Raw genomic sequence first — 23,017 nt, forward strand, 5'->3', positions numbered from 1 at the left:
GGTTTTTTTTGTTTTTTTTGCGCCTTTTTTTTCTTCTGGGTGGTTTTCAACAGGTTACGCACAAAAGTTTTTTGGCGCGGTGGGGACCCATGGGTTGCCGAAGGGGTTTTCGTGGGGGTTTGGGAAGGTTTGGCATTGGAAATTGGATGGGAAACTTACCCTTTTTTGACCGGCAACGTGACTTGGAGACCGATTTCTATCTTAAATATGTATATATTCTGTTTTTTACTATACTATATATATGTACAACATATTATCTATACCATATATAATGCCCTTGGCAAAAATGGAATGTTGACTGTACTATATAATAGGACTTGGCGGGTGGAAGCGTTAGGGATGGTAGCGGAAAGCCCACAGCGCCCCGACGTTTTAGGGGCGCGAGGACTTGCAGCGTACAGCCCGACCTTGCTTTTTGCAAGGGAACGCCCTAATTGTTTATATGTTAAAAATTATACCTATATATATATTGTATGTATTTGTTTATACTACTATCTTTGCACACTGAATTTAATTTTATTTAATGATACATATAACATTGCCCGATGGAAGTGTAAGATCGTACGAAGCGGACGTTACACCTATGGATGTTGCTAAAAGCATTAGTGAAGGATTTGCTAGAAATGTGATTTCGGCTAAATTTAATGGTACAACTATTGAAACTGTGACGCCTTTGACCACGGATGGGTCGTTGGTTTTATATACTTGGAACGATAGCGAAGGGAAAACAGCTTTTTGGCATTCATCGGCACACGTTTTGGCGCAGGCTATTGAAGAACTATATCCTGGCGTGAAACTCACCATTGGACCAGCTATTGAAAATGGGTTTTATTATGATGTAGATTTTGGTAATATTAGCATTTCTGAAAAAGACTTTAAAGCGATAGAAGACAAAATGTTAGAAATTGCTAGAGGAAAGCATGAGTTTAAAATGCGTTCGGCTACTAAAGCAGAAGCTTTACAACTATATAAAGGTAACCCATATAAAACGGAGCTTATAGAAAACTTAGAAGATGGCACCATTACTTTTTGTGACCATGCTACGTTTACCGATTTATGTCGTGGTGGCCATATACCTAATACCGGTATTATAAAAGCGGCTAAGGTTTTGAGTGTTGCGGGTGCATATTGGAGAGGTAATGAAAACAACCCACAATTGACGCGTGTTTATGGTATTTCGTTCCCAAAGCAAAAAGAGCTTACCGAATATTTAGAATTACTTGAAGAAGCTAAAAAACGTGACCATAGAAAACTTGGGAAGGAATTGGAATTGTTTACATTTTCGCAAAAAGTTGGTCAAGGTTTACCTTTGTGGTTACCTAAAGGTGCTGCTTTACGCGAACGCTTGGAGAACTTTTTGAAAGCCGCACAAAAGAAAGCTGGGTATGAAATGGTGGTAACGCCTCATATTGGACAAAAAGAACTGTATGTTACTTCTGGGCATTATGCCAAATATGGTGCTGACAGTTTTCAACCGATAAGCACTCCTAAAGATGGCGAAGAGTTTTTGTTGAAACCTATGAACTGTCCACACCATTGTGAAATTTACAATAACAGCCAGTGGAGTTACAAAGATTTACCTAAGCGTTATGCTGAATTTGGTACGGTATATAGATATGAACAAAGTGGTGAATTGCACGGTTTGACTCGTGTAAGAGGTTTTACTCAAGATGATGCCCATTTGTTTTGTACTCCCGACCAATTGGATGCTGAGTTTAAAAACGTAATTGATTTGGTGCTTTATGTATTTGGCTCGTTAGGTTTTGAAAACTTTACAGCGCAGGTATCATTAAGAGATCCTGAAAACCCTGATAAATATATAGGTAGCCTTGAAAATTGGGAAAAAGCTGAAAATGCTATTATGAGTGCTACTATTGACAAAGGTTTGAACTATACCGTTAAAACTGGTGAAGCTGCTTTTTATGGCCCTAAACTAGACTTTATGGTGAAGGATGCTTTGGGCAGACAATGGCAATTAGGGACCATTCAAGTAGATTACAATTTACCTGAACGTTTCAACTTAACATATAAAGGTAGTGACAATGAATTGCACAGACCGGTGATGATTCATCGTGCGCCATTTGGAAGCATGGAGCGTTTTATAGCTATTTTGTTAGAACATACAGCTGGTAATTTCCCGCTTTGGTTGATGCCAACACAGGCTATTATACTGTCAATTAGTGAGAAATATGAAAAATACGCTGAAAAAGTTTTAAATTTGCTAGAAAATGACGAAATTCGCGCCCTTGTAGACCATAGGAATGAAACCATTGGCAAGAAAATACGGGAGGCTGAAATGCAAAAACACCCGTATATGATTATTATTGGGGAGCAAGAAGAAAAGGAAAACAAAATTACTGTGCGACAGCATGGTGGAGAAGATTTAGGAATGATTTCTATAGAAGACTTCTCTAAAATCATAAAAACAGAAATAAGCAAAACGTTGAAATCGTTTTAAAAATAAGTTTAACTAAAAAAATATAAGGCCATAGCAATTAGAAGAAAATCGCAACCCGCTAAAAGGGTTTCACAAGAGGATAAACATAAAATTAACTCTAAAATTAGTTCACCCAACGTTCGTCTTGTAGGTGATAATGTTGAAATTGGTATTTATACCAAAGGTGATGCTATGAGAATAGCAAAAGAGCAAGAATTAGATTTAGTTGAGATTTCTCCTAACGCAGACCCACCTGTTTGTAAGGTTATGGACTATAAAAAGTTTCTTTATGAACAAAAGAAACGTGATAAGGCCATAAAAGCGAAAGCAACTAAAGTTGTTATTAAAGAAATACGTTTTGGTCCGCAAACCGATGACCATGATTATGACTTTAAAAAGAAACATGCCGAAAAATTCTTAAAAGAAGGTGCTAAACTAAAGGCATTTGTTTTCTTTAAAGGACGTTCCATCGTTTTTAAAGAACAAGGACAAATTTTATTATTAAGATTAGCCCAAGACCTTGAAGAATTTGGCAAAGTAGAGCAAATGCCTCAATTAGAAGGTAAACGTATGACTATGTTTATTGCTCCTAAAAAATAGATAAAAGTATATCCAACGAAATGACCCTTGGACTGCGCTCAGGGAGACAAGTTCAGGATTAAAGATAATTAAGCGAAATAATTAAAACCTAGGAAAAGAAAATGCCTAAAATGAAAACAAAATCTAGTGCCAAAAAACGCTTTAAGCTAACTGGTACTGGTAAGATAAAAAGAAAGCACGCTTTTAAAAGTCACATCTTAACAAAGAAGTCTAAAAAACGTAAGCTCGCTTTGACGCATGATACATTAGTAGATAAGGCGGATGAGAATAATGTTAAAATCATGTTACGTTTAAAGTAACAACATTTTAACCGGTTAAAACAAATTATAAACCCTGGAGTTAGGCCACAAGATTAACGATTGTAGATTTTTTATTTACGATTGTTGAAATAACAAAGTGTCGATTATCGACCGCCTACTACAAAAAAAAATTAAAATTATGCCAAGATCAGTAAATTCTGTAGCAAAAAGAGCCCGTAGAAAAAAGGTTCTAAAACAAGCAAAAGGTTACTTCGGACGTCGTAAAAACGTTTGGACAGTAGCAAAAAATGCGGTTGATAAAGCGATGCAATACTCGTATAGAGACCGTAGAAACAAAAAGAGAACATTCCGTGCATTATGGATAACACGTATTAACGCTGGTGCCAGAGTACATGGATTATCTTATTCTCAATTTATGGGAAAATTAAAAGCTAATGATATTGAATTAAACCGTAAGGTTTTAGCAGATTTAGCTATGAATAACCCTGAGGCTTTTAAAGCCGTAATAGAGAAAGTAAAATAAGGCGTTTCGCCTATTGTTAAACATATTATATTCGCTTAATATATTAAAAATCCGGTTCGAATGAATCGGATTTTTTTTATACTCCAAAAGCAGTAATTACTAGGTGTCTTGAACCACCATGGTTTCTGTGTTCACACAAATAAATACCTTGCCAAATCCCTAAATTCAATTTACCATTGGTTATAGGAATTTGCACCGAAGCTCCCAATAATGACGCTTTAATATGTGCAGGCATATCATCTGACCCTTCATAAGTATGTTTATAATAAGGTGCATTTTCCGGAACCATCTTATTAAAATGGCTTTCAAAATCGGTTCTTACGGTAAAATCTGCATTTTCATTTATAGATAGACTTGCCGAGGTGTGCTTTATAAACACCTGTAATTGCCCTAGGTTTATTTGATTGATTTCAGGAAGCGCATCTTCTACAACGTCTGTAATTAAATGGAATCCTCTTGAAAAAGGTTTCAGTTTTATCTGTTTTTGAAAAAAAGTCATTTTAATATTTTACAATTAATCTTTAAGTTTATAGTTATAAAAGTATGAAAGAAATACATTTTTTATGGTTTTATTACGCAACCATATAAAAAATTTATCATCTATAATCTATAAACCCAAATTAAAATTACGCTAAATGAAGTATACTATCATAATTGCATTCCTAAGTTTTGTTACGTTAACCAATTGTTCTCTTGAAGGTGACAACGAAATTAAAGACCAAGTTTATAAGACCTATTGGCACCTAACCAATGTTAGTGGTGGCATTGCGGGCGTAGATAATGATTTTGATTTAGATAAGATTATTTGGACTTTTAATGAAGACACCAATAAATTAGTAGTTAATAACACCAACACTACAGACGTAGAAGATGGATTGGATACTGGTAATTATACATACTCGATTACTGAAATTAAAGGGGAAGGTGAAAAAGTTGATTTGTTTCTAACAGTTGAATCCAATGAATTCGGAAAGTTAACATTTGATGCAACTGAGTTGGTAATAGACCAAAACATAACCACCAATGGCACTGGTGCAGATGGTTTTATTTACACTTTTAAACGCGTAGTAATTTTTGAAGACGCCGAATAAATTAGGTTTTCTGCTTTTTCTTTCTAGCTGCCGGAAATAGCACGTTGTTTAATATTAAACGATATCCTGGAGATGTTGGATGCAAATCGAGTTCGGTTTTAGCATCTCCTACCCTATGCTGATAATCTTCGGGATCGTGACCGCCATAAAAAGTAAAAAATCCCTTTCCCTTAATACCGTGAATGTATTTTGCTTCACCATTTAATTTTGTTTCTCCCATTACCAAAACATTCGACTTAATTTCATCTCTTGTAAAAGCAGTTGTTTGCCCCATAAAACCTTTTACCAAAGCGGTATGGTTTTGGCATAACATGGTTGGAATGGGGTCCCATTTCGCTGAAAACTCCATTAAAGAAAAATAATCGGACTCTTTAGATACTGCACGCTTTTGTGTCATATCTATTGAAGAAAACTCGTAGATATTTGGGTTTCTTTCCAAAATATAATTGGTAAACGCGAAAGTTTTATTGTAATCTATTTTGTTTTGGTAACCCGACTCGCTTCCATCGCCATCAAACATGGGTTCGCAAATATCGATCCCTTGAGCCGATAAAGCTATATCAAAACTATCGGTAGCGCTGCACATAGCGAACATAAAACCGCCACCAATAACATAATCTCTAATTTTTAAAGCTACATCCAGTTTTTCTTGTGACACTTTGCTGTAGCCTAATTTTGCTGCCAAGGCTTCAGCTTCTTTCTTTTCTTCAATATACCAAGAAGCCGCTTTGTAGGCACCATAGAATTTCCCGTATTGTCCTGTAAAATCTTCGTGGTGTAAATGCAACCAATCGAATGCCAAAAGTCCGTCGTTTAGTACTTCTTCATCGTAAATGGTTTCGTATGGAATTTCAGCATATTGCAATACCATCGTTACGGCATCGTCCCAAGGTAATTTCCCTTTGGGCGTATAAACTGCAATTTTAGGTGCTTTTTCTAAAACAACCGCCTCCATATTTTGGCTTGGGCTGCTAATTTCCTCTAAAATAGTTTCAGTTTTAGCATCTGAAAGGATTTCAAAAGAAATCCCTCTAATTTGACATTCGCGTTGAATTTCTTGGGTATCCGGCAATAAAAACGACCCGCCACGGTAATTAAGCAACCATTTTACTTTTTGCTCTTTACTGAGTATCCAATAGGTTAACCCGTATGCTTTTAGATGGTTTTTTTGGCTATCAGCATCCATAGGAATAAGGATATAGGATGCATGGGTTTTTAAACCTATAACTATAAAAAATAATGTGATAAATATCTTTTTCAAAATTGAGGCTAAACTTAATGTGATTTCTCAGTCATTCCTCCATGGAAATGACTAAACAACATATTTACGCTGAAAGATACTTAATTTTTTCTCCTTTCCGGATTGGTTTAACAGAAGATTAGATTTAAAATGGTACGTCGTTATCATCATCATCGTTAAACGAACTGCCAAAGGCTTGATCTGGGCTTGCTTTAAAGTTATCTGATTTAAACGTATCATCATTTGCAGCTGCGTTCATTTTAGAATGGAACTCGAACGGCGAATCGAAATCATCTAAATTATCAAACTTACCTAAATGCCCAATAAACTTCAAACGGATGTTTTCCAAACCACCATTACGGTGTTTTGCAACGATGAACTCCCCTTGCCCTTCGGTTGGAGAACGCTCTTCATCATCCCATTCGTCAATTTTATAATATTCAGGTCGGTAAATAAAACTTACAATATCCGCATCTTGTTCAATCGCTCCCGATTCACGTAAATCTGAAAGTAACGGACGTTTACTACCACCACGGGTTTCAACCGCACGCGATAATTGCGATAATGCTATTACAGGAACGTTCAATTCTTTAGCCAATGCTTTTAAGTTTCGGGAAATCATAGAGATTTCTTGTTCACGGTTTCCACCATGGTTACTTCCACCCGTCATTAATTGCAAATAATCAATCATGATAAGTTTAATACCATGTTGCGATGATAAACGACGCGCTTTCGCACGCAAATCGAAAATAGAAAGCGATGGTGTATCATCTATAAATAAAGGTGCCTTTTCAAGGCCTTTTACCTTTACATTAAGCTGTTCCCATTCGTGTTTTTCTAATTTTCCTGTTCTTAATTTTTCTGAAGACAGTCCCGTTTCACTAGAAATTAAACGGGTTATTAATTGTACCGAAGCCATCTCTAACGAGAAAAATGCTACGGGTATATTTTGATCAACCGCAATATTTCTTGCCATAGATAGGGTTAATGCTGTTTTACCCATACCAGGACGTGCAGCAATAATAATTAAATCGGATGGTTGCCAACCCGAAGTTAACTTATCCAGTTTATTAAACCCTGTTGGAATGCCACTAAGCCCTTCTTTATTTGAAATTTCTTCAATTTTCTTTTTGGCTTGAATTACTAATTCTTGAGCGGTTTCACTCGATTTTTTAATATTTCCTTGGGTAACCTCGTATAATTTTGATTCGGCTTGATCCAATAAGTCGAAAACATCTTTGGTTTCATCATACGAATCTTCAATAATTTCACTTGAAATTTTAATTAAACTACGTTGGATGAATTTTTGTAAAATGATACGTGCATGAAACTCAATATGCGCCGAAGATGATACTTTTTGCGTTAAAGAAATGAGGTAAAAATCGCCTCCAGCAAGCTCCAGCTTTGAATTTTTCTTTAACTGTGTTGAAACGGTTAATAAGTCGATTGGCTCACTATTTTCAAACAACTGAAAAATAGCGCTAAATATGTGTTGATGCGCTTCTTTGTAGAATGCATCAGGACTTAAAATATCGATAACTTCATCGACACCTTTTTTATCAATCATCATTGCACCCAACACAACTTCTTCTAAATCAAGTGCTTGAGGAGGTATTTTACCTTTCTCAAGACTGATAAGTGTGCTTTTGTCTACTTTAAATCCTCTAATTTGGTCGGGTTGTTTCATAACTGCGAAAGTAACTAAAAAGAACTTCTTTTTAATTAAAAAATAACTTATGATTGTTAACTAGTCTTCAACAATCTAACTGTTAATAACTTATAAATATTGTCAATAACACAAAAAAAATCTGAAGTTTTAAGCTTCAGATTTTTTACTTATATGATAATTAAACGTATTAACCTTTAAATACACCCATATGGGAATATTTATCCATTCGTTTTGCAACCAAATCTTTTGGTGATAAGTTTTTAAGCTCTTCAAAATTTTTGGTGATGGCATTGCTAACAGCTGCAAAAGTTTTTTCTCTATCTCTATGCGCACCACCTAGTGGTTCTTTTATAATTTCGTCAACCAACTTCTGTTTTTTCATATCGGTAGCGGTTAATTTTAGAGCATCTGCTGCTTGTTCTTTAAATTCCCAACTACGCCATAAAATTGATGAACATGACTCTGGAGAAATTACAGAGTACCATGTGTTTTCCAACATTAAAACCACATCGCCAACACCAATACCCAATGCTCCACCAGAAGCACCTTCACCTACAATAATGGTAATGATTGGCACTTTTAAACGGGTCATTTCTAAAATATTTCTAGCAATGGCTTCTCCTTGTCCGCGCTCTTCGGCTTCTAAACCTGGAAATGCTCCTGGAGTATCAATAAGTGTTACTACAGGAATGCCAAACTTTTCGGCTGATTTCATTAAACGAAGCGCTTTTCTATACCCCTCTGGGTTCGCCATTCCAAAATTTCTGTATTGGCGTGTTTTAGTATTATATCCTTTTTGTTGACCAATAAACATAAAACTTTGATCACCAATTTTACCTAAACCACCAATCATCGCTTTATCATCTTTAAAGCTTCTATCTCCGTGAAGTTCTAAGAAAGATTCACCACAAATAGCACGAATATAATCTAAAACATAAGGTCTGTCTGGATGACGTGACATTTGTACACGTTGCCAAGGTGTTAGGTTTTTATAAATTTCTTTCTGAGTGTCTGCTAATTTTTTTTCGATGTTTGCGCATGTTTCAGTAACATCCACTTCGCTCTCTTCACCTATAATTCTACATTTCTGCAATTGGTCTTCAAGTTCTTTTATGGGTAGTTCAAATTCTAAATATTCCATAAGAATTTTGTTTTGGCTATTAATTAAGTTAGTGTACAAACCTACATATTTTTTCATTTTAAATTAAGAAAAATCTAAAAATGTTGGTTCTATTTGACTTCTCTACAAAAATAAGCATTCTAAAAGAGAATAGAAAAACTTTTAATTTTGATATAGGTTTATTTTGATTGTCCTTTATTACCTATCATTTGCTATCTCCTCAAGCACAGTCTAAAGTTTATTCAATTAACTTGTATAATAATGAGGTCTCGACTGCGCTCGACCTGACAAAAAAACTCAATAATTACTGATTACTTAAATCAAATTTTCTTTTTAACAATCTTAAATTTTTTAGGACCGCATTTAGCAATACGGTAGTGATAATTATAACTGCTCCATAATAAAAAGATGTGCTCATATGTTCCTTTTCAGGAAACAAAAAAATGGCCATAAAAATACCGTAAATAGGTTCCATATTGTAGCTTAAAACTACGGTATACGGACTTATAACTTTCATTACGTGAACTGCGGCAATAAAGGCGTAAGCGGTACAAATGGAAGCTAAAATAAAAAGGTAACCAAAATCTGTAACACTTAGGTTAAAGAATTCTGTGGAAAAACCACTTCCAAAAATTAAAATATAAATGGATATAAATAAAACACCACTTAAAAATTCGTAAAATGAAATAACTGTTGCGGTATGTTCTTTTAGAAATTTGCCGTTCAATACCGCAAAAAGTGATGATAAAAAGGCCGATGTAATTCCTAAAACAATGCCATCTATATACTTTAATTCGCTTTTAGTAATGACAAAAACACCTAATATAACAATAATTCCAAAGAGGATTTCGTACCAAATAATACGACGTTTATAAATGACGGGCTCTATCAAAGATGCAAAAAAAGCACCACAAGAAAACATTGCAAGTGTTATAGATACGTTTGAAGCATCTATGGCTCCAAAAAAAGTAATCCAATGTAAGGCTATGATAATGCCAGCAACTGATAATCTTAGAATGGATTTCGGGTTAATTTTTACATCAATATTAGCTATTTTAACATAAATTAAAATTAAAATAGCCGCCATTACCATTCTAAACCAAACTAAAGGAATGGCTGTGATGGTAATCAATTCACCTAAAATAGCAGTAAAGCCAGCTATAAAAACTAAAAAGTGAAGATGTAAGTGATTTTTTAGCTTAACGTTTAGCATTGCGCAAAAGGAAAATAGCAAGAATACCAAAAATAACATTTGGAAACCAAACAGCTATTAGTGGAGAAAAATCGGATTGTTCTGCCATAACACCGAAAATTTTATCGAAAAACACAAAAACCATCGCAATACAAATACCAACTGCTAAATTTACTCCCATACCGCCTCGACGTTTTATAGAAGATACCGCCACGGCTATAATAGTTAGAATATACACAGAAACGGGTAAACTCCATTTTCTGTATAGCACCAATTTGAAACGCCCCACATTTGATGAACCTCGAGCTTCTTCTTTTTCTATAAATTGCTTCAAATCGCCGTACATTTTAGTTTCAGCGGCGTAAATTACAGGTATTAAATCATCAACATCAAAAGCAAAAAGTGTGTCCTTGGTTTGTTCAATCTCCAATACATCTTCATTGTCACCTATCGTTCTTTTAACGTAATTAGTCAACCTGTAAGTGGTGTCTTCTTCAATATATCTTATGTTATTCGCCGTAATTTTATACTTTAGTTTGTTTTTTTCAAAATGTTCTAAAGTAAAATTACTTCCGTTTTTATTTGCTACATCAAAACTACTCACATAAATCATGTCGTTGTCATTAATTTGCCTAAAAACATTTTGGTCAGTATCTTCAAAAGCCGTTTTTCCTTTTTTTAGATATTTATAAGTAAAATCATTAAATCCCTCACTCGCTTTTGGTGCTAAAAAAAGACCTAGCAAAATAGACAATATAGCTACCACAGTAGCCCCTATTAAATAGGGTCTTAAAAACCTTGAAAATGACACACCCGAACTTAAAAAAGCAATAACTTCGGTATTATTTGCTAGTTTTGATGTGAACCAAATAACCGATAAAAACAAAAACAGCGGAAACAAAAGGTGTGCAAAATAGATGGTAAAGTCATAAAAATAGATAAGAACCTCGCCAATTGGCACTTCATTCTCAAGAATTTTTCCAATTTTTTCAGCAAGATGCACCGTTATTCCAATAGGAATAAACAGCAACAACATCATAAAAAATGTAAACAAATAACGCTTTAATATGTACCAGTCTAGTATTTTCATCCTCTCCCAACCTCTCCAAAGGAGAGGAGTTTTGGTTTTTTGTTTGGTGTTTGGTTTTTGGTTTTTGGTTTTTGGTTTTTAAGTAGAAATAACTTTTAACTTTTAACTTTTAACTTTTAACTTTTAACTTTTAACTTTTAACTTTTAACTTTTAACTTTTAACTTTTTTTACAATCTATTATCCATTTGTTTTACCATTTGGTCTTTCCAAGTTCTAAAATCGCCTGCTAATATATGTTTTCTTGCTTCGCGAACCAACCATAAATAAAATCCTAAATTATGAATGGTAGCAATTTGCTTTCCTAACAATTCATTAACGGTAAACAAATGCCTTAAATAGGCTTTGGTATATTCGGTATCTACAAAGGTTATTCCCATCTCGTCTACAGGTGAAAAATCGGCTTCCCACTTTTTATTTTTAATGTTGATGGTACCATGCGCAGTAAACAACATACCGTTTCTGGCATTTCGGGTTGGCATCACACAATCGAACATATCAATACCTAACGCTATATTTTCTAAAATATTGATAGGCGTACCAACACCCATTAAATAACGCGGTTTATCTTCTGGCAAAATAGCGGTAACCACTTCGGTCATGGCATACATTTCTTCGGCAGGTTCTCCAACTGAAAGCCCGCCAATAGCATTACCAACTGCACCTGCATTGGCAATATATTCGGCAGATTGTTTTCTTAAATCTTTATAAGTACTTCCTTGTACAATAGGAAAAAACGCTTGGTTGTAATCGTATTTCAAAGGTGTTTTTGCTAAATGGTTGATACATCTATCCAACCAACGGTGCGTCATGTGCATCGAACGTTTTGCGTAGTTATAATCGCATGGGTAAGGTGTACACTCATCAAAAGCCATAATAATATCGGCACCAATGCTTCGTTGAATTTCCATCACGTTTTCTGGTGTAAACGTATGGTAGCTGCCATCTATATGCGATTTAAACTTAACACCTTCTTCCTTAATTTTTCTATTTGCTGAAAGCGAATATACTTGATACCCACCAGAATCGGTAAGAATGTTTCTATCCCAATTCATAAATTTGTGAAGTCCACCCGCTTTTTCAATAATATCGGTTTGAGGACGTAAATATAAATGGTAGGTGTTTCCTAGAATAATATCTGGATTTATTTCGTCTTTCAATTCGCGTTGATGCACCCCCTTTACAGTTCCCACCGTGCCAACCGGCATAAAAATAGGAGTTTCAATAACACCATGATCGGTAGTTATACTCCCTGCTCGTGCTTGACTTTGGGTGTCTTTCGCTTTTAATTCAAATTTCATCTAGTGTTTTTATCGCTTTTATAAGTTGGCTATGCATATTAAAATAGCACTTTGGTTGGCAAAGATAAATAACTGAAAAATGATATTGATTGTTATGAAAAGAAAATAATTTGATTTTGGCAGCGTTTTTGATAACATGATAACATCTAATTTTCGATTAACAAATAATCTAGATGCTAAATTCATTTGTATTATATAAAAAACACAAAGAATTATATAACACCTAAGGATGCTGCATTATATATTTTTGAAAAGAAAAAGAAAAAACTCAAGTCTAATTAAAAACGAACAACATGAAACATTTAAAAAGTAAATTGAATGCTAGCAAAAAAACAGTTTTACTAGCTTTATTTTTAGTAGCAACATTGTCTTATACTTACGCACAATCTGGCACTGGTTTTGGTTTAAAAGGTGGATTAAACTATAATGCCAATAGTGATTATTTCGAATCTATTGGGGATAATGCACAGCATCCAGACAGAAACGTAGGCTACCATATTGGTGTATTTGGAAAAATTGGAAACCAAATTTATCTTAAACCAGAACTAGTTTATACCAGCACAAAAAGTGATTATAACGATGATAGTTTTAAAATGCAAAAACTAGATGCCCCAGTATTATTGGGTGCAAAAGTAATTGGTCCTCTTAGTGTTTTTGCTGGTCCTTCATTTCAATATATTTTAGATTCTGAATTTGATGGAATTACAATAGACGATATTGAAAATGATTTTTCAGTTGGCTTGAATTTTGGTATAGGACTAAACTTTAATAAAGTTGGTATTGATTTGAGATATGAGCGTGGATTTAGTGATAATGAAGCTACCTTTATAAACAATAACGGTGTTGGTACTAGCCGATTAGACACCAGACCTGAACAGTTAATTTTAAGCTTATCGTTATTACTATAAACACAAACTGTCATAAAACAAAAAACCTCACAAATTGCGAGGTTTTTTGTTTTATATATTCCTATTTAACTCTTTTTTATTATATCGGTTTTGTCTAAATAATTAGGAATACCGTTTCCGTTTGAATCGTCGTTGGTTGGGTCTCCATCCTTATTGATATCTTCATTAATGGTTGAAATACCATCCCCATCATCATCTGTGTCTAAAAAATCAGGATTACCATCGCCATCAGTATCATCATCAGTAGTGTCTGATAAATCTTCATAATTAATATTGAACTGTCCATCTCCATTTAAGTCTTCAAGGTATGATGGAATACCATCTCCATCATGATCATTTTCAGAAGTTTGTAACAATTCAAATTTAAAAATTAAAGGTGAATACGCTGGAATTGCAGTAGTAGCACTTGAAAAATAGGCTAAACCCGAAGGAAGAAACATAATCCCTAGTCCTTTGTTTAGAAATGACACTGTCCCATCTCCATTTTCCACAAAACTTTCTGCTGTATTAAATTCTGGAAACACATGTCTCCAACCTTCTAAGACAACTTCAGTAATCAAATCAAAATCAGTTGGATTTACAGAATAATCAAAAACTGCATCATCAAGTGTAAAACCTTCATAATTTACTCTAATATCATCTGCAAATTTAGGCGATTTACTACCACCACCTTGGTTTAATCTAAGCACATAATACTCGTAATCTGTATCAGCATATTTTACAGATTTCTTTTCTAATTTTGGTGCCAAAACATCCCCATTTTTTAATAGTGTATGTCCAACAGGAATGTCTGCCGCTGTTTGATTCTCTAATAACTTAGTAATAACAATATCTGAAATACTAACATTGGTACCCAAAGATTCTATTTCTTCAGAATTATAATAATGTGTGTTTAGATATGTATTTAGAGAAATTATATCCTCCTCCTGTTGTACTGTCCTATCTCTTATTTCAATCAAAACGGGATCTGGTTCATCATCTTTTTTACACGCTAGTACACCAATAGTTAAACATATTAGATATAAACTTACTTTTCTTAAATTCATGTGTTTATTCAATTTTCTTAGCAGGTTTCTTGTAAATTCTTTTTTTGATTTAATAAATCTTAAAAGAATGTTTCAATAATCCTTATTTTTGAGGCGCAAGATACAATTTAAAATAATTTTGCATAACAACATTAACGTAGTTTTTTCAATAATTGTATGCGTATAGATAAGTATTTATGGTGTGTTAGATATTACAAAACTAGAACCCTAGCAACAACAGCCTGTAAAAAAGGGCACATAAGGGTAAACCAAGAAATTGTAAAACCCAGCAGAGAAGTTTATGCCCAAGATATTATTGAGTTACGCAAAGACCAAATAAACTACCGGCTTACCGTAAACGATATTCCTGAAAGTAGAGTTGGCGCCAAATTAGTGGATATTTATAGAACCGATACCACGCCTAAAGAACAGTTTGAAGCGCAGGAGCTTTTAAAATACTCGAAAGATTATTACAGGAAGAAAGGTGTTGGCAGACCTACTAAGAAAGACCGAAGGGATATTGATGATTTTAAGGATGATGATTCGGAGGAATAAAAAGTATAAAATTCCAAAAATAAAATTCCAAATTCCAGAAAATAAAAATTCCAAATTTTAAAAAGGAAACTACTATTTAAAAAAACAACTTCCTTTGAAAAAAAAAAATTAAAAGAAACAGGTAAAAATGAGTAATTTTATACCTTAAAACAATGCTACAGCTATGAACGTTACCAATAATGTAATATTAAACCACGACGAGATTAACCATAAAATAAGACGTATTGCTTTTCAAATATATGAAAACAATGTATATGAAAAAGAGGTGATTTTAGCTGGTATTGATAGTAATGGTTACATTTTTGCGAAAAAGTTAAAAACGGTACTTCAAAAAATATCAGACATAAACCCGATACTTTGTAAAGTGAGCATTGATAAAAAAAACCCACATTTACCTATAAAAACATCTATTCAGGTGGCTGATTATGAAAATAAATCGTTGGTTTTAGTTGATGATGTTTTAAATTCTGGCACTACCCTAATTTATGGTGTTAAGCATTTTTTAAATGTGCCTTTAAAACAGTTTAAAACGGCTGTTTTAGTAAATAGAAACCATAAAAAATACCCTGTAAAAGCCGATTTTAAAGGTATTTCTTTATCAACCTCGCTACATGAACATGTTAACGTTGTACTAGACGGTAAAAAATTTGAAGTGGTTTTAGAATAGCAGAAGTACTAATTCTTCAATAATATCCTTTTCTGTTTTGTTATCGGTCGTTAAAGTAACGTTTGCCAAACTATAAAACTGTGAGCGTTCAAAAAGGTGCTTCCCTATAAATTCGGCTAATAGCTCGTCCGTTTCAATATGAGCAATTAATGGACGTTTACCCTTCTCATTCTTTAACCGTTCAATTAAAGTGGGTATAGAGGCCTTTAAGTAAATACTTTTTGCGTTGGGTGCACTCAAAATCACATCCATATTATTACTGTAGCATGGTGTACCTCCACCTAAAGACAAAACCAGATTAGTTTTAGTAGCCAATAATTCACTTAAATATTGTGTTTCTATCTTTCTAAAATGAATCTCCCCTTTTAATTTAAAAATATCTTTAATTGTTGAATTTTCTTTATCTTCAATATAATCATCCAAATCTAAAAACTCATAGTTTAGTTTTTTAGCTAAAATTCGGCCTAAAGTAGATTTACCGGAAGCCATATACCCAATTAAAGTTACAATCATTTTTACCGTTATAAATTGATTATTAAAAACATACGTTTAAGAGATGCAAAAAAACAAAAAATTCTTTAAAAAAAGCCTTGTTTTATTGAAAATAGGTTTTATATTTGCACCCGCTAACAACAACACGATAGCACAACAAAAAAATGACCTGGTAGCTCAGTTGGTAGAGCATTTCACTTTTAATGAAAGGGTCCTGGGTTCGAATCCCAGCCCGGTCACTAAGTAGGATATCATCCGAAATCAAAACCTTGTTAATCATATGATTAGCAAGGTTTTTTGTTTTTTATCAACTCAATTCTGTAAACATATTTTAATTTAATAATTTCACGTTATTGCTTTAAATCATTTTCAAACATCCGTTGGGTGGCATCATTATAATCTACATTTTCTTTAGTAAGAATATCTATTGGAAGGTATAACTTGTCATTTAAAACTTTGTTTTTCACAAGATAATTTGATACAATTCTTACAGCTTCATACCCTTGGTCAAAAGGTTTTTGAGAAATTAAAAAAAGTACTGTATTGTTTTTTAAACAGGCTACATTTTCAGGTGTATTATCAAACCCAATCAATTTTAGATATTTTTTTTGTTCTTCAGATAACACATCAACCACCGCCGAAATTCTACTTGATGGCACAAATAACCCTTTTATTGATGGAAATTCTTCTAAAAATTGATGAACACTGGATGCCAAATTCATCCTATCTCCAAAGCTTTGTACTTTTAATTCGTATAACACACTTTCAATTGGACTCCCTTCATAATAATCCTTAAACCCTTGGATGCGTTTTGCAATGGCTTGATTATCGCCAGTACTTGTACTTGTTTTCAGAATGCCACAACCCGATCCATCGGGCAAACTCAGTTTCATTAATTTACCCGCAATATACCCCGACATATAAGAATCTTGACCAACATACACGCTACCTTCAACACCTTCAATATCTACATTTAAAAAAACATACGCTGTCTCAGTTTTTTTTAATTCTCTAACAATTAAATGGGTCTCCTTAATAAACATGGGTACTAACACCACCGCTTTAGGCTTCGTTTTAATCAAATTATTAAAAGTCTCAACATAAGATTCTGGACTATATTGGTTAAATTTAAAGTAAGTTACATTTACCCCAATATTCTTAACTTCTTCACTTCCTTTTAGCAAACCTAAATATGGTAATTTCCAAAAGGAGTCGGTTTTATTATATTCCGGAATTAAAACAGCTAAATTATGGTTGTTTTTCATAGCCAACGCACTAGCAACAGGATTAATACTAAAATTTCTGCGCTCAAGTATTTTTTTAATTTTTTCCTCTGTTTTCTTTGAAACACCACCCCTGTTATGCAAAACCCTATCAACCGTTCCTTCTGAAACATTGGCTTCTATTGCTATATCTTTTATTCTTACCATGAACTATTTAAAGATTTTAATTGCTATTGAAAGTCATCAATATTTTTAGCAAGTTAACAATTAAATTTATAAAAACGTGTGCGCACACTATTTTTTGTTATATTTGTATTCGTTCAAAAAGAAGCATACAATATTATCAACTAAATAAAAAAGAATTAATGAGTAAAGTAGTCGTATTAACAGGTGCCGGAGGGGTGCTTTGTAGCACATTGGCAGAAGCTTTGGCTAAACAAGGGCACAGAATAGCGGTATTAGATTTAAAACTAGAAGCTGCTGAAAAAGTTGCCAACACTATTAATGCCGCAGGTGGTAATGCCATTGGTGTAGTTGCAAATGTTTTGGAAAAAGCATCTTTAGAAACTTCAAAAAAGGAAGTAAACGCCAAGTTAGGTGCTTGCGATATTTTAATAAATGGTGCCGGTGGAAACCACCCACTAGGAACAACTTCAAATCCTTTTTTGGTTGAAGAAGATTTAAAAAATACGGCTGAAGGTTTTAAAACCTTTTTCGATTTAGATTCTGAAGGGATTCAGTTTGTATTCAATTTGAATTTTATTGGCACGCTATTACCTACTCAGGTTTTTGCAAAAGATATGGTTGGCAGAAAAGGTTGTAGTATTCTAAATATCTCATCAATGAATGCGTTTACACCATTAACCAAAATACCTGCATACAGTGGTGCTAAAGCAGCCGTTTCAAACTTTACACAATGGTTGGCAGTACACTTTTCAAAAGTTGGTATACGCGTGAATGCGTTGGCTCCTGGATTTTTCTTAACAGATCAAAACAGAACCTTATTAACCAATACAGACGGTAGTTTAACCCAAAGAGGTCAGCAAATAATTGACCAAACCCCTATGGGAAGGTACGGTGTACCAGAAGATTTAATTAGTACCACATTGTATTTATGCGACGATTCGTCTTCATTTGTTACAGGCGTTGTCATTCCAATTGATGGTGGTTTTAGTGCATATAGTGGCGTTTAAACTAAAAGTAAATTCCAAATAGCAAAAAGAGTAAATTCCAAAAAAACAATTAAGAAATAACACAAAAAAATGGAACAAACATGGCGCTGGTACGGACCCAAAGATCCCGTATCATTATCAGATATAAAACAAGCAGGAGCAACAGGTATTGTTTCTGCACTGCATCATATTCCCAACGGAACGGTTTGGACGGTTGATGAAATAAAACTTAGAAAAGAAACTATTGAAAAAGCAGGGCTTACCTGGAGTGTGGTTGAAAGCATCCCGGTACACGAAAACATAAAAACCCGTTCTGGAAATTTTCAAACCTATATTGAAAATTATAAAAAAAGCATCGAAAATTTAGCAAGCTGCGGTATTCACATTGTGTGCTATAATTTTATGCCTGTTTTAGATTGGACACGTACCGATTTAGATTTTCAAGTTGAAGATGGCTCTAGAGCGCTTCGTTTTGACGTCACAGCATTTGCTGCCTTTGAATTATACTTATTGAAGCGCCCTGGTGCTGAAACGAGTTATTCTGAAACTCAAAAAGCAGAAGCCAAAGCCTATATTGAAAACCTTTCGGAAGCTAAAAAAAAGCAACTAGTAAACAATATAATTGCAGGTTTACCAGGCGCAGAAGAAGGCTATACGTTGGAACAATTTCAAAACATTCTTGATACTTATAAAAACATTGATGCATCTAAATTAAGAGAAAACTTAGTCGCATTTTTAAAGGAAATTATACCCGTTGCGTCTCAAAACAATGTGTTGATGTGTATTCATCCAGACGACCCACCTTACCCAATCTTAGGCTTACCGCGTGTTGTTAGTACGGAAGCAGATTATGCGCATTTATTTGAACAAGTACCTAATAGATCTAACGGTATTACTTTTTGTACAGGCTCTTTAGGTGTACGTGCCGATAATAATTTGGCTCAAATTTTTAAACGTTTTGCAGATCGTGTGCACTTTTTACATTTAAGAAGCACGCAACGTGATGAAAAAGGAAACTTTTACGAAGCCAACCATTTAGAAGGAGATGTAGATATGTTCAGCATTGTAAAAGAAGTGGTTGCTGAAGAAAAACGCCGAAAAGCAGCAGGCATGAAAGATACGCTTATACCTATGCGCCCAGACCATGGGCATCAAATGCTTGACGATTTAAACAAAAAAACCAACCCTGGTTATTCAGGAATAGGACGTTTACGTGGTTTAGCGGAATTACGTGGATTGGAATTGGGCATTTCTAAAAGTTTGGCATAAACCTTTATTCAATTATTAAAATATAATTATCTAAAAACTCTGTATCAAGATACAGAGTTTTTTTCATTTAATTAGAGAACAAAATTTAACTTACTTAGTCTAATAATTTTCTTCATACCACCTATACAGAATAAAAAAATATTATTCTTTTTCTTTTTATTACACTATTTTGTAACTAGCTATTGGTCGTAAAAACACAAAAATCGGTAACATTGGTATTTCCGACCCACATATAATAGTGTTTAATGATATACTGTTTTTTATACAGTGGTCATGACGCTACTCCAAACGTCAAAACATGGATTATGAAAGATTGGCGCTTTTTTTTTGGTGGAAAGGCCAATTGTACCATATTTGGTGCTACTACCAAAAAACCGGATACAAATACAGAAAAACCATTATTACTTATTGTCATTTTGATGATGACGGAAACATTGTAAAAGACACTTCACTTTTAGACAAACACTTTAAACATGGTGTGGGACAATACGATGTTTCATGGAACAAAATAGAAGCTGAATGTTACTATGTAATTTCAGAAGGCATAAAAAAACAATTAGTTATATGAGGTATTTAGTTTCTGCCAAGCATGATGTAAATTAAAACAGTAACAACACAAAGAGCAATTGCCATAGGTTTTGTATACTTCCATTCTTTTAAATCTACAATGTGTAAATCTTCTTGATTAAAATCTTTATCGGAAGGATAAAAATAAGACACTCCAAACATCACAGCTAAGTTCAATAAAAACTCAATACCCCAAATATGCACAAAGTGAATATCTACCTTTAATATGAAAGTGGTTAAAATGTAAAATGCTAGCCCTACAAACAAAGCCGCTTTGGCGCCCAGAGCTGATATTCTCTTAAGAAAAAATCCTGCTAACATAATAGAAGCAATCGGTATGAAAAAGATACCATTCAATTGTTGTAAAAGTTGGTACAATCCATCTGGCGCATTCGCTACCATAGGCGCTACAAGTATAGCGAAAACGGCTAAAATAGTAGAAGTTAACTTCCCTACCATAACTAATTTTTTATCGCTACTGTTTTTCCCTAAATGCCTTTTATAAACATCAATACTAAAAATAGTGGCTGCGCTATTTAAAACACTGTTAAATGTACTCAATACAGCCCCCATTACAATAGCTGCAAATATACCCACTAAGCCAACAGGGAATACGTTTTTAATAAGTTCTGGATAAATCATATCCTGATTTTCATATAAGGAATCACCAAAATAATAATAGCCAATAACACCTGGTAAAATTATAATTATAGGAACTAGTATTTTTAAAACACCTGTAAACAAGAGTCCTTTTTGAGCTTCAACCAAATTTTTAGCTCCCAAAGCACGCTGAATGATAGTTTGGTTCATGCTCCAAAAATACAATTGATTAATAATTAAGCCTGTAAAAAGCACACTAAAAGGAAGCACCGAATCTTTAGCCCCTACTACATTAAATTTTTCAGGACTGTGGTTATACACTTTTGCTAAACCTTCTAAAGGATTCCCGTCACCAATACTTACCAATGCTATAAAAGGTACGGCAAGTCCGCCAATTAAAAGTCCATAACCATTTATAGTATCGGAAACCGCTACCGCTTTCAAGCCTCCAAAAATGGCATAAACAGATCCTAAAACCCCAATGGCAACCACGGTAATCCACAGGCCTTGTTCCTTAGAAACCTCTAAAACTTCTGAAATATTAAAGATACTTTCAATATTTATCGCTCCCGTATAAAGTACGATAGGCAATAGAGTAACTATAAAGGAAATCATTAAAAAGAGCGCCACCAAGGTTCTTGTGGTACTATCAAATCGTTTTTCCAAATACTGTGGAATGGTGGTAAGGCCCATTTTTAAATATTTAGGCACGAAATAAATAGCTGCTGCCACTAAGGCTAATGCCGATGTGACTTCCCAAGCAATAATGATGAATCCGTTTTTATATGAAGAGCCATTCATGCCAATAAGATGTTCTGTTGAAATATTCGTAAGTAGCATGGAACCTGCTATCACTACACCCGTTAGGCTTCTTCCTCCCAAAAAATAACCGTCTTTTGAATCTAATTTTTCTTTTCTAAGTTTATACCAAGAATAGAAAGCAACAAAAGCTGTGAAAGCAAAAAAGGTAAGCACAGTATACATAGGTGGTGGTTTAGTTTAGTTTTTAATAGGCAATAAAATATCTGTTGAATTGATGATTTTAACCAACTCAACAGATGACATATATTTTTAAATATATTTAGAAATTTAACTTTTCAGGTAAATATTTAGCGACCAATTCTTTGTAATAAGGCATTAGTTCTTTTACATTTGGCGGTACTGGTGCTTTTGAATACAAATCATAAGGATTGAATTTTTTAACCCATTCAAACATTTCAACGTCTTTATTATTCATTAAATGCCTATAATCATTTTCTCTGTGTTGAGAGTAAAATGAATGGTAACGAATCATATACAAAGCGGGGTCTGGCAAATGGTCTTTCATTATTTGATATAAATACTCGTCGTGCCCCCAACTCATTTTCACATAATCCAATCCGCAATTTGGTTCATAAACACCATATTTTGTATTGAAACGTTCGTTGGTATTGTCTGGATTTTCTTTAAAGAATTCTGGATATACAATTTTATTTGAAAAAGCACAGCCTACAGGAAACGTATCGCCTACAACTGCCCACTGTGGTTCACCAAACAAACATAAAATCTTTCCTAAATCGTGAATGAAACCTGTAAGCACGAACCAATCTGGATGTCCATCGGCACGAATCGCTTCAGAAGTTTGCAAAAGATGTTGTGTTTGATCTAAATCAATATCAGGATCGCTGTCATCAACCAACGTGTTTAGAAACTCCACAGCTTCCCAAATAGACATTTCCTTTTTATCGAACTTTAAAAATTCTGCTTCCTTATTACAAACAAAATCATAGGTTTGATATTCATGATTTATTCTGTAAAATTCTCTTACGGTATCTAATCGTTCAGAATCTACATAGTTTCTAAATTCTTCTTTTTCCTTTTTAGCTTCAGAAGGGTCTGGATATCTGTGTAATAAATTTTCTTCCCAATCGTCAACATTCTCCATCGGATTTTGCTGGTCTTTATGTAGTGACTCTTTCATCGTTTATAATTAAATTATACTTCAATACGAAGTTAAAATAAGTATTAAATATGGAAAT

General features: G+C 33.9%; 23 protein-coding genes and 1 tRNA gene. 12 read left to right on the forward strand and 12 right to left on the reverse strand.

Annotation, left to right across the window (positions count from 1 at the left end; all coding sequences use genetic code 11):
* The first annotated feature begins 523 nt into the window (after positions 1-523).
* The 4 genes from thrS (at position 524) to rplT (ending at position 3,820) form a co-directional block, all read left to right on the forward strand.
* Complete coding sequence (gene thrS / locus J8H85_RS08915; RefSeq protein WP_209654727.1) at positions 524-2,458, forward strand: threonine--tRNA ligase; 1,935 nt, start codon at positions 524-526, stop codon at positions 2,456-2,458.
* A 30-nt stretch (positions 2,459-2,488) separates the two neighbouring features.
* Positions 2,489-3,037 carry a translation initiation factor IF-3 gene (infC, locus tag J8H85_RS08920; protein ID WP_209654980.1) on the forward strand — a complete coding sequence of 183 codons (549 nt, stop codon included), beginning with the start codon at positions 2,489-2,491 and terminating at the stop codon, positions 3,035-3,037.
* 101 nt (positions 3,038-3,138) lie between these two features.
* Positions 3,139-3,336: a 50S ribosomal protein L35 gene (gene rpmI, locus J8H85_RS08925; RefSeq protein ID WP_132219486.1), complete on the forward strand. Its 198-nt coding sequence runs from the start codon at positions 3,139-3,141 to the stop codon at positions 3,334-3,336.
* Between the two features lie 139 nt (positions 3,337-3,475).
* The gene (gene rplT / locus J8H85_RS08930) at positions 3,476-3,820 is read left to right on the forward strand and encodes a 50S ribosomal protein L20 (RefSeq protein WP_209654729.1); all 345 of its coding nucleotides are present in this window, start codon (positions 3,476-3,478) and stop codon (positions 3,818-3,820) included.
* Positions 3,821-3,896: 76 nt separating this feature from the next.
* Here the strand turns inward: rplT and J8H85_RS08935 are convergent, their stop codons facing one another.
* Positions 3,897-4,319, reverse strand: coding sequence for a secondary thiamine-phosphate synthase enzyme YjbQ (locus J8H85_RS08935; protein ID WP_209654738.1), 423 nt, complete (start codon positions 4,317-4,319; stop codon positions 3,897-3,899).
* A 136-nt stretch (positions 4,320-4,455) separates the two neighbouring features.
* Here J8H85_RS08935 and J8H85_RS08940 point away from each other — a divergent pair, with 136 nt between their 5' ends.
* Entirely contained in the window at positions 4,456-4,911 is a 456-nt protein-coding gene (locus J8H85_RS08940) for a hypothetical protein (protein ID WP_209654740.1), read from the forward strand.
* A gap of 1 nt (position 4,912) precedes the next feature.
* Here J8H85_RS08940 and J8H85_RS08945 read toward each other — a convergent pair whose 3' ends face one another.
* The 6 genes from J8H85_RS08945 to tgt form a co-directional block, all read right to left on the reverse strand.
* The gene (locus tag J8H85_RS08945; protein WP_209654981.1) at positions 4,913-6,097 is read right to left on the reverse strand and encodes a type 1 periplasmic-binding domain-containing protein; all 1,185 of its coding nucleotides are present in this window, start codon (positions 6,095-6,097) and stop codon (positions 4,913-4,915) included.
* Positions 6,098-6,296: 199 nt separating this feature from the next.
* A complete protein-coding gene (gene dnaB / locus J8H85_RS08950; RefSeq protein ID WP_209654742.1) occupies positions 6,297-7,838 on the reverse strand; it encodes a replicative DNA helicase in 1,542 nt (513 codons plus the stop codon).
* A 169-nt stretch (positions 7,839-8,007) separates the two neighbouring features.
* On the reverse strand, positions 8,008-8,961 hold the full coding sequence (locus J8H85_RS08955) for an acetyl-CoA carboxylase carboxyltransferase subunit alpha (RefSeq protein WP_209654982.1): 954 nt from the start codon (positions 8,959-8,961) through the stop codon (positions 8,008-8,010).
* Between the two features lie 283 nt (positions 8,962-9,244).
* A complete protein-coding gene (locus J8H85_RS08960) occupies positions 9,245-10,153 on the reverse strand; it encodes a DMT family transporter (RefSeq protein ID WP_209654744.1) in 909 nt (302 codons plus the stop codon).
* Complete coding sequence (locus J8H85_RS08965; RefSeq protein ID WP_209654746.1) at positions 10,140-11,222, reverse strand: LptF/LptG family permease; 1,083 nt, start codon at positions 11,220-11,222, stop codon at positions 10,140-10,142. Before J8H85_RS08965 ends, J8H85_RS08960 begins: the two co-directional genes overlap by 14 nt.
* Before the next feature lie 168 nt (positions 11,223-11,390).
* On the reverse strand, positions 11,391-12,521 hold the full coding sequence (tgt, locus tag J8H85_RS08970; RefSeq protein ID WP_209654748.1) for a tRNA guanosine(34) transglycosylase Tgt: 1,131 nt from the start codon (positions 12,519-12,521) through the stop codon (positions 11,391-11,393).
* Between the two features lie 293 nt (positions 12,522-12,814).
* Here tgt and J8H85_RS08975 point away from each other — a divergent pair, with 293 nt between their 5' ends.
* Positions 12,815-13,429: a porin family protein gene (locus tag J8H85_RS08975; RefSeq protein ID WP_209654750.1), complete on the forward strand. Its 615-nt coding sequence runs from the start codon at positions 12,815-12,817 to the stop codon at positions 13,427-13,429.
* Between the two features lie 65 nt (positions 13,430-13,494).
* On the opposite strand, the gene J8H85_RS08980 is transcribed toward J8H85_RS08975, so the two are convergent.
* Entirely contained in the window at positions 13,495-14,475 is a 981-nt protein-coding gene (locus J8H85_RS08980; protein WP_209654752.1) for an FKBP-type peptidyl-prolyl cis-trans isomerase, read from the reverse strand.
* Positions 14,476-14,631: 156 nt separating this feature from the next.
* On the opposite strand from J8H85_RS08980, the gene J8H85_RS08985 reads away from it, so the two are divergent.
* Together J8H85_RS08985 and J8H85_RS08990 are read left to right on the forward strand one after the other, a co-directional pair.
* Complete coding sequence (locus tag J8H85_RS08985; protein WP_209654754.1) at positions 14,632-15,009, forward strand: RNA-binding S4 domain-containing protein; 378 nt, start codon at positions 14,632-14,634, stop codon at positions 15,007-15,009.
* A gap of 163 nt (positions 15,010-15,172) precedes the next feature.
* On the forward strand, positions 15,173-15,676 hold the full coding sequence (locus J8H85_RS08990) for a phosphoribosyltransferase family protein (RefSeq protein ID WP_209654756.1): 504 nt from the start codon (positions 15,173-15,175) through the stop codon (positions 15,674-15,676).
* Here the strand turns inward: J8H85_RS08990 and J8H85_RS08995 are convergent.
* Positions 15,668-16,189, reverse strand: a complete 522-nt coding sequence (locus tag J8H85_RS08995) for a shikimate kinase (protein ID WP_209654758.1) — start codon at positions 16,187-16,189, stop codon at positions 15,668-15,670. The genes J8H85_RS08990 and J8H85_RS08995 overlap by 9 nt on opposite strands.
* 145 nt (positions 16,190-16,334) lie before the next feature.
* Here J8H85_RS08995 and J8H85_RS09000 point away from each other — a divergent pair.
* Positions 16,335-16,407, forward strand: a tRNA-Lys gene (locus tag J8H85_RS09000).
* A 111-nt stretch (positions 16,408-16,518) separates the two neighbouring features.
* Here J8H85_RS09000 and J8H85_RS09005 read toward each other — a convergent pair.
* Positions 16,519-17,598, reverse strand: a complete 1,080-nt coding sequence (locus tag J8H85_RS09005) for a substrate-binding domain-containing protein (protein WP_209654760.1) — start codon at positions 17,596-17,598, stop codon at positions 16,519-16,521.
* Positions 17,599-17,756: 158 nt separating this feature from the next.
* On the opposite strand from J8H85_RS09005, the gene J8H85_RS09010 reads away from it, so the two are divergent.
* From J8H85_RS09010 to J8H85_RS09020, 3 genes are all read left to right on the forward strand, one after another.
* Positions 17,757-18,584 carry an SDR family oxidoreductase gene (locus J8H85_RS09010; RefSeq protein ID WP_209654761.1) on the forward strand — a complete coding sequence of 276 codons (828 nt, stop codon included), beginning with the start codon at positions 17,757-17,759 and terminating at the stop codon, positions 18,582-18,584.
* Between the two features lie 69 nt (positions 18,585-18,653).
* On the forward strand, positions 18,654-19,832 hold the full coding sequence (gene uxuA, locus J8H85_RS09015) for a mannonate dehydratase (RefSeq protein WP_209654762.1): 1,179 nt from the start codon (positions 18,654-18,656) through the stop codon (positions 19,830-19,832).
* A gap of 298 nt (positions 19,833-20,130) precedes the next feature.
* Entirely contained in the window at positions 20,131-20,400 is a 270-nt protein-coding gene (locus tag J8H85_RS09020; RefSeq protein WP_209654763.1) for a hypothetical protein, read from the forward strand.
* Between the two features lie 5 nt (positions 20,401-20,405).
* Here the strand turns inward: J8H85_RS09020 and J8H85_RS09025 are convergent, their stop codons facing one another.
* Positions 20,406-21,983, reverse strand: a complete 1,578-nt coding sequence (locus J8H85_RS09025) for a solute:sodium symporter family transporter (protein ID WP_209654764.1) — start codon at positions 21,981-21,983, stop codon at positions 20,406-20,408.
* A 97-nt stretch (positions 21,984-22,080) separates the two neighbouring features.
* On the reverse strand, positions 22,081-22,959 hold the full coding sequence (locus J8H85_RS09030) for an inositol oxygenase family protein (protein ID WP_209654766.1): 879 nt from the start codon (positions 22,957-22,959) through the stop codon (positions 22,081-22,083).
* Between the last annotated feature and the right edge of the window lie 58 nt (positions 22,960-23,017).

It is taken from the genome of Mariniflexile gromovii (genome assembly GCF_017814435.1).
GTDB classification, from domain to species: Bacteria; Bacteroidota; Bacteroidia; order Flavobacteriales; family Flavobacteriaceae; genus Mariniflexile; species Mariniflexile gromovii.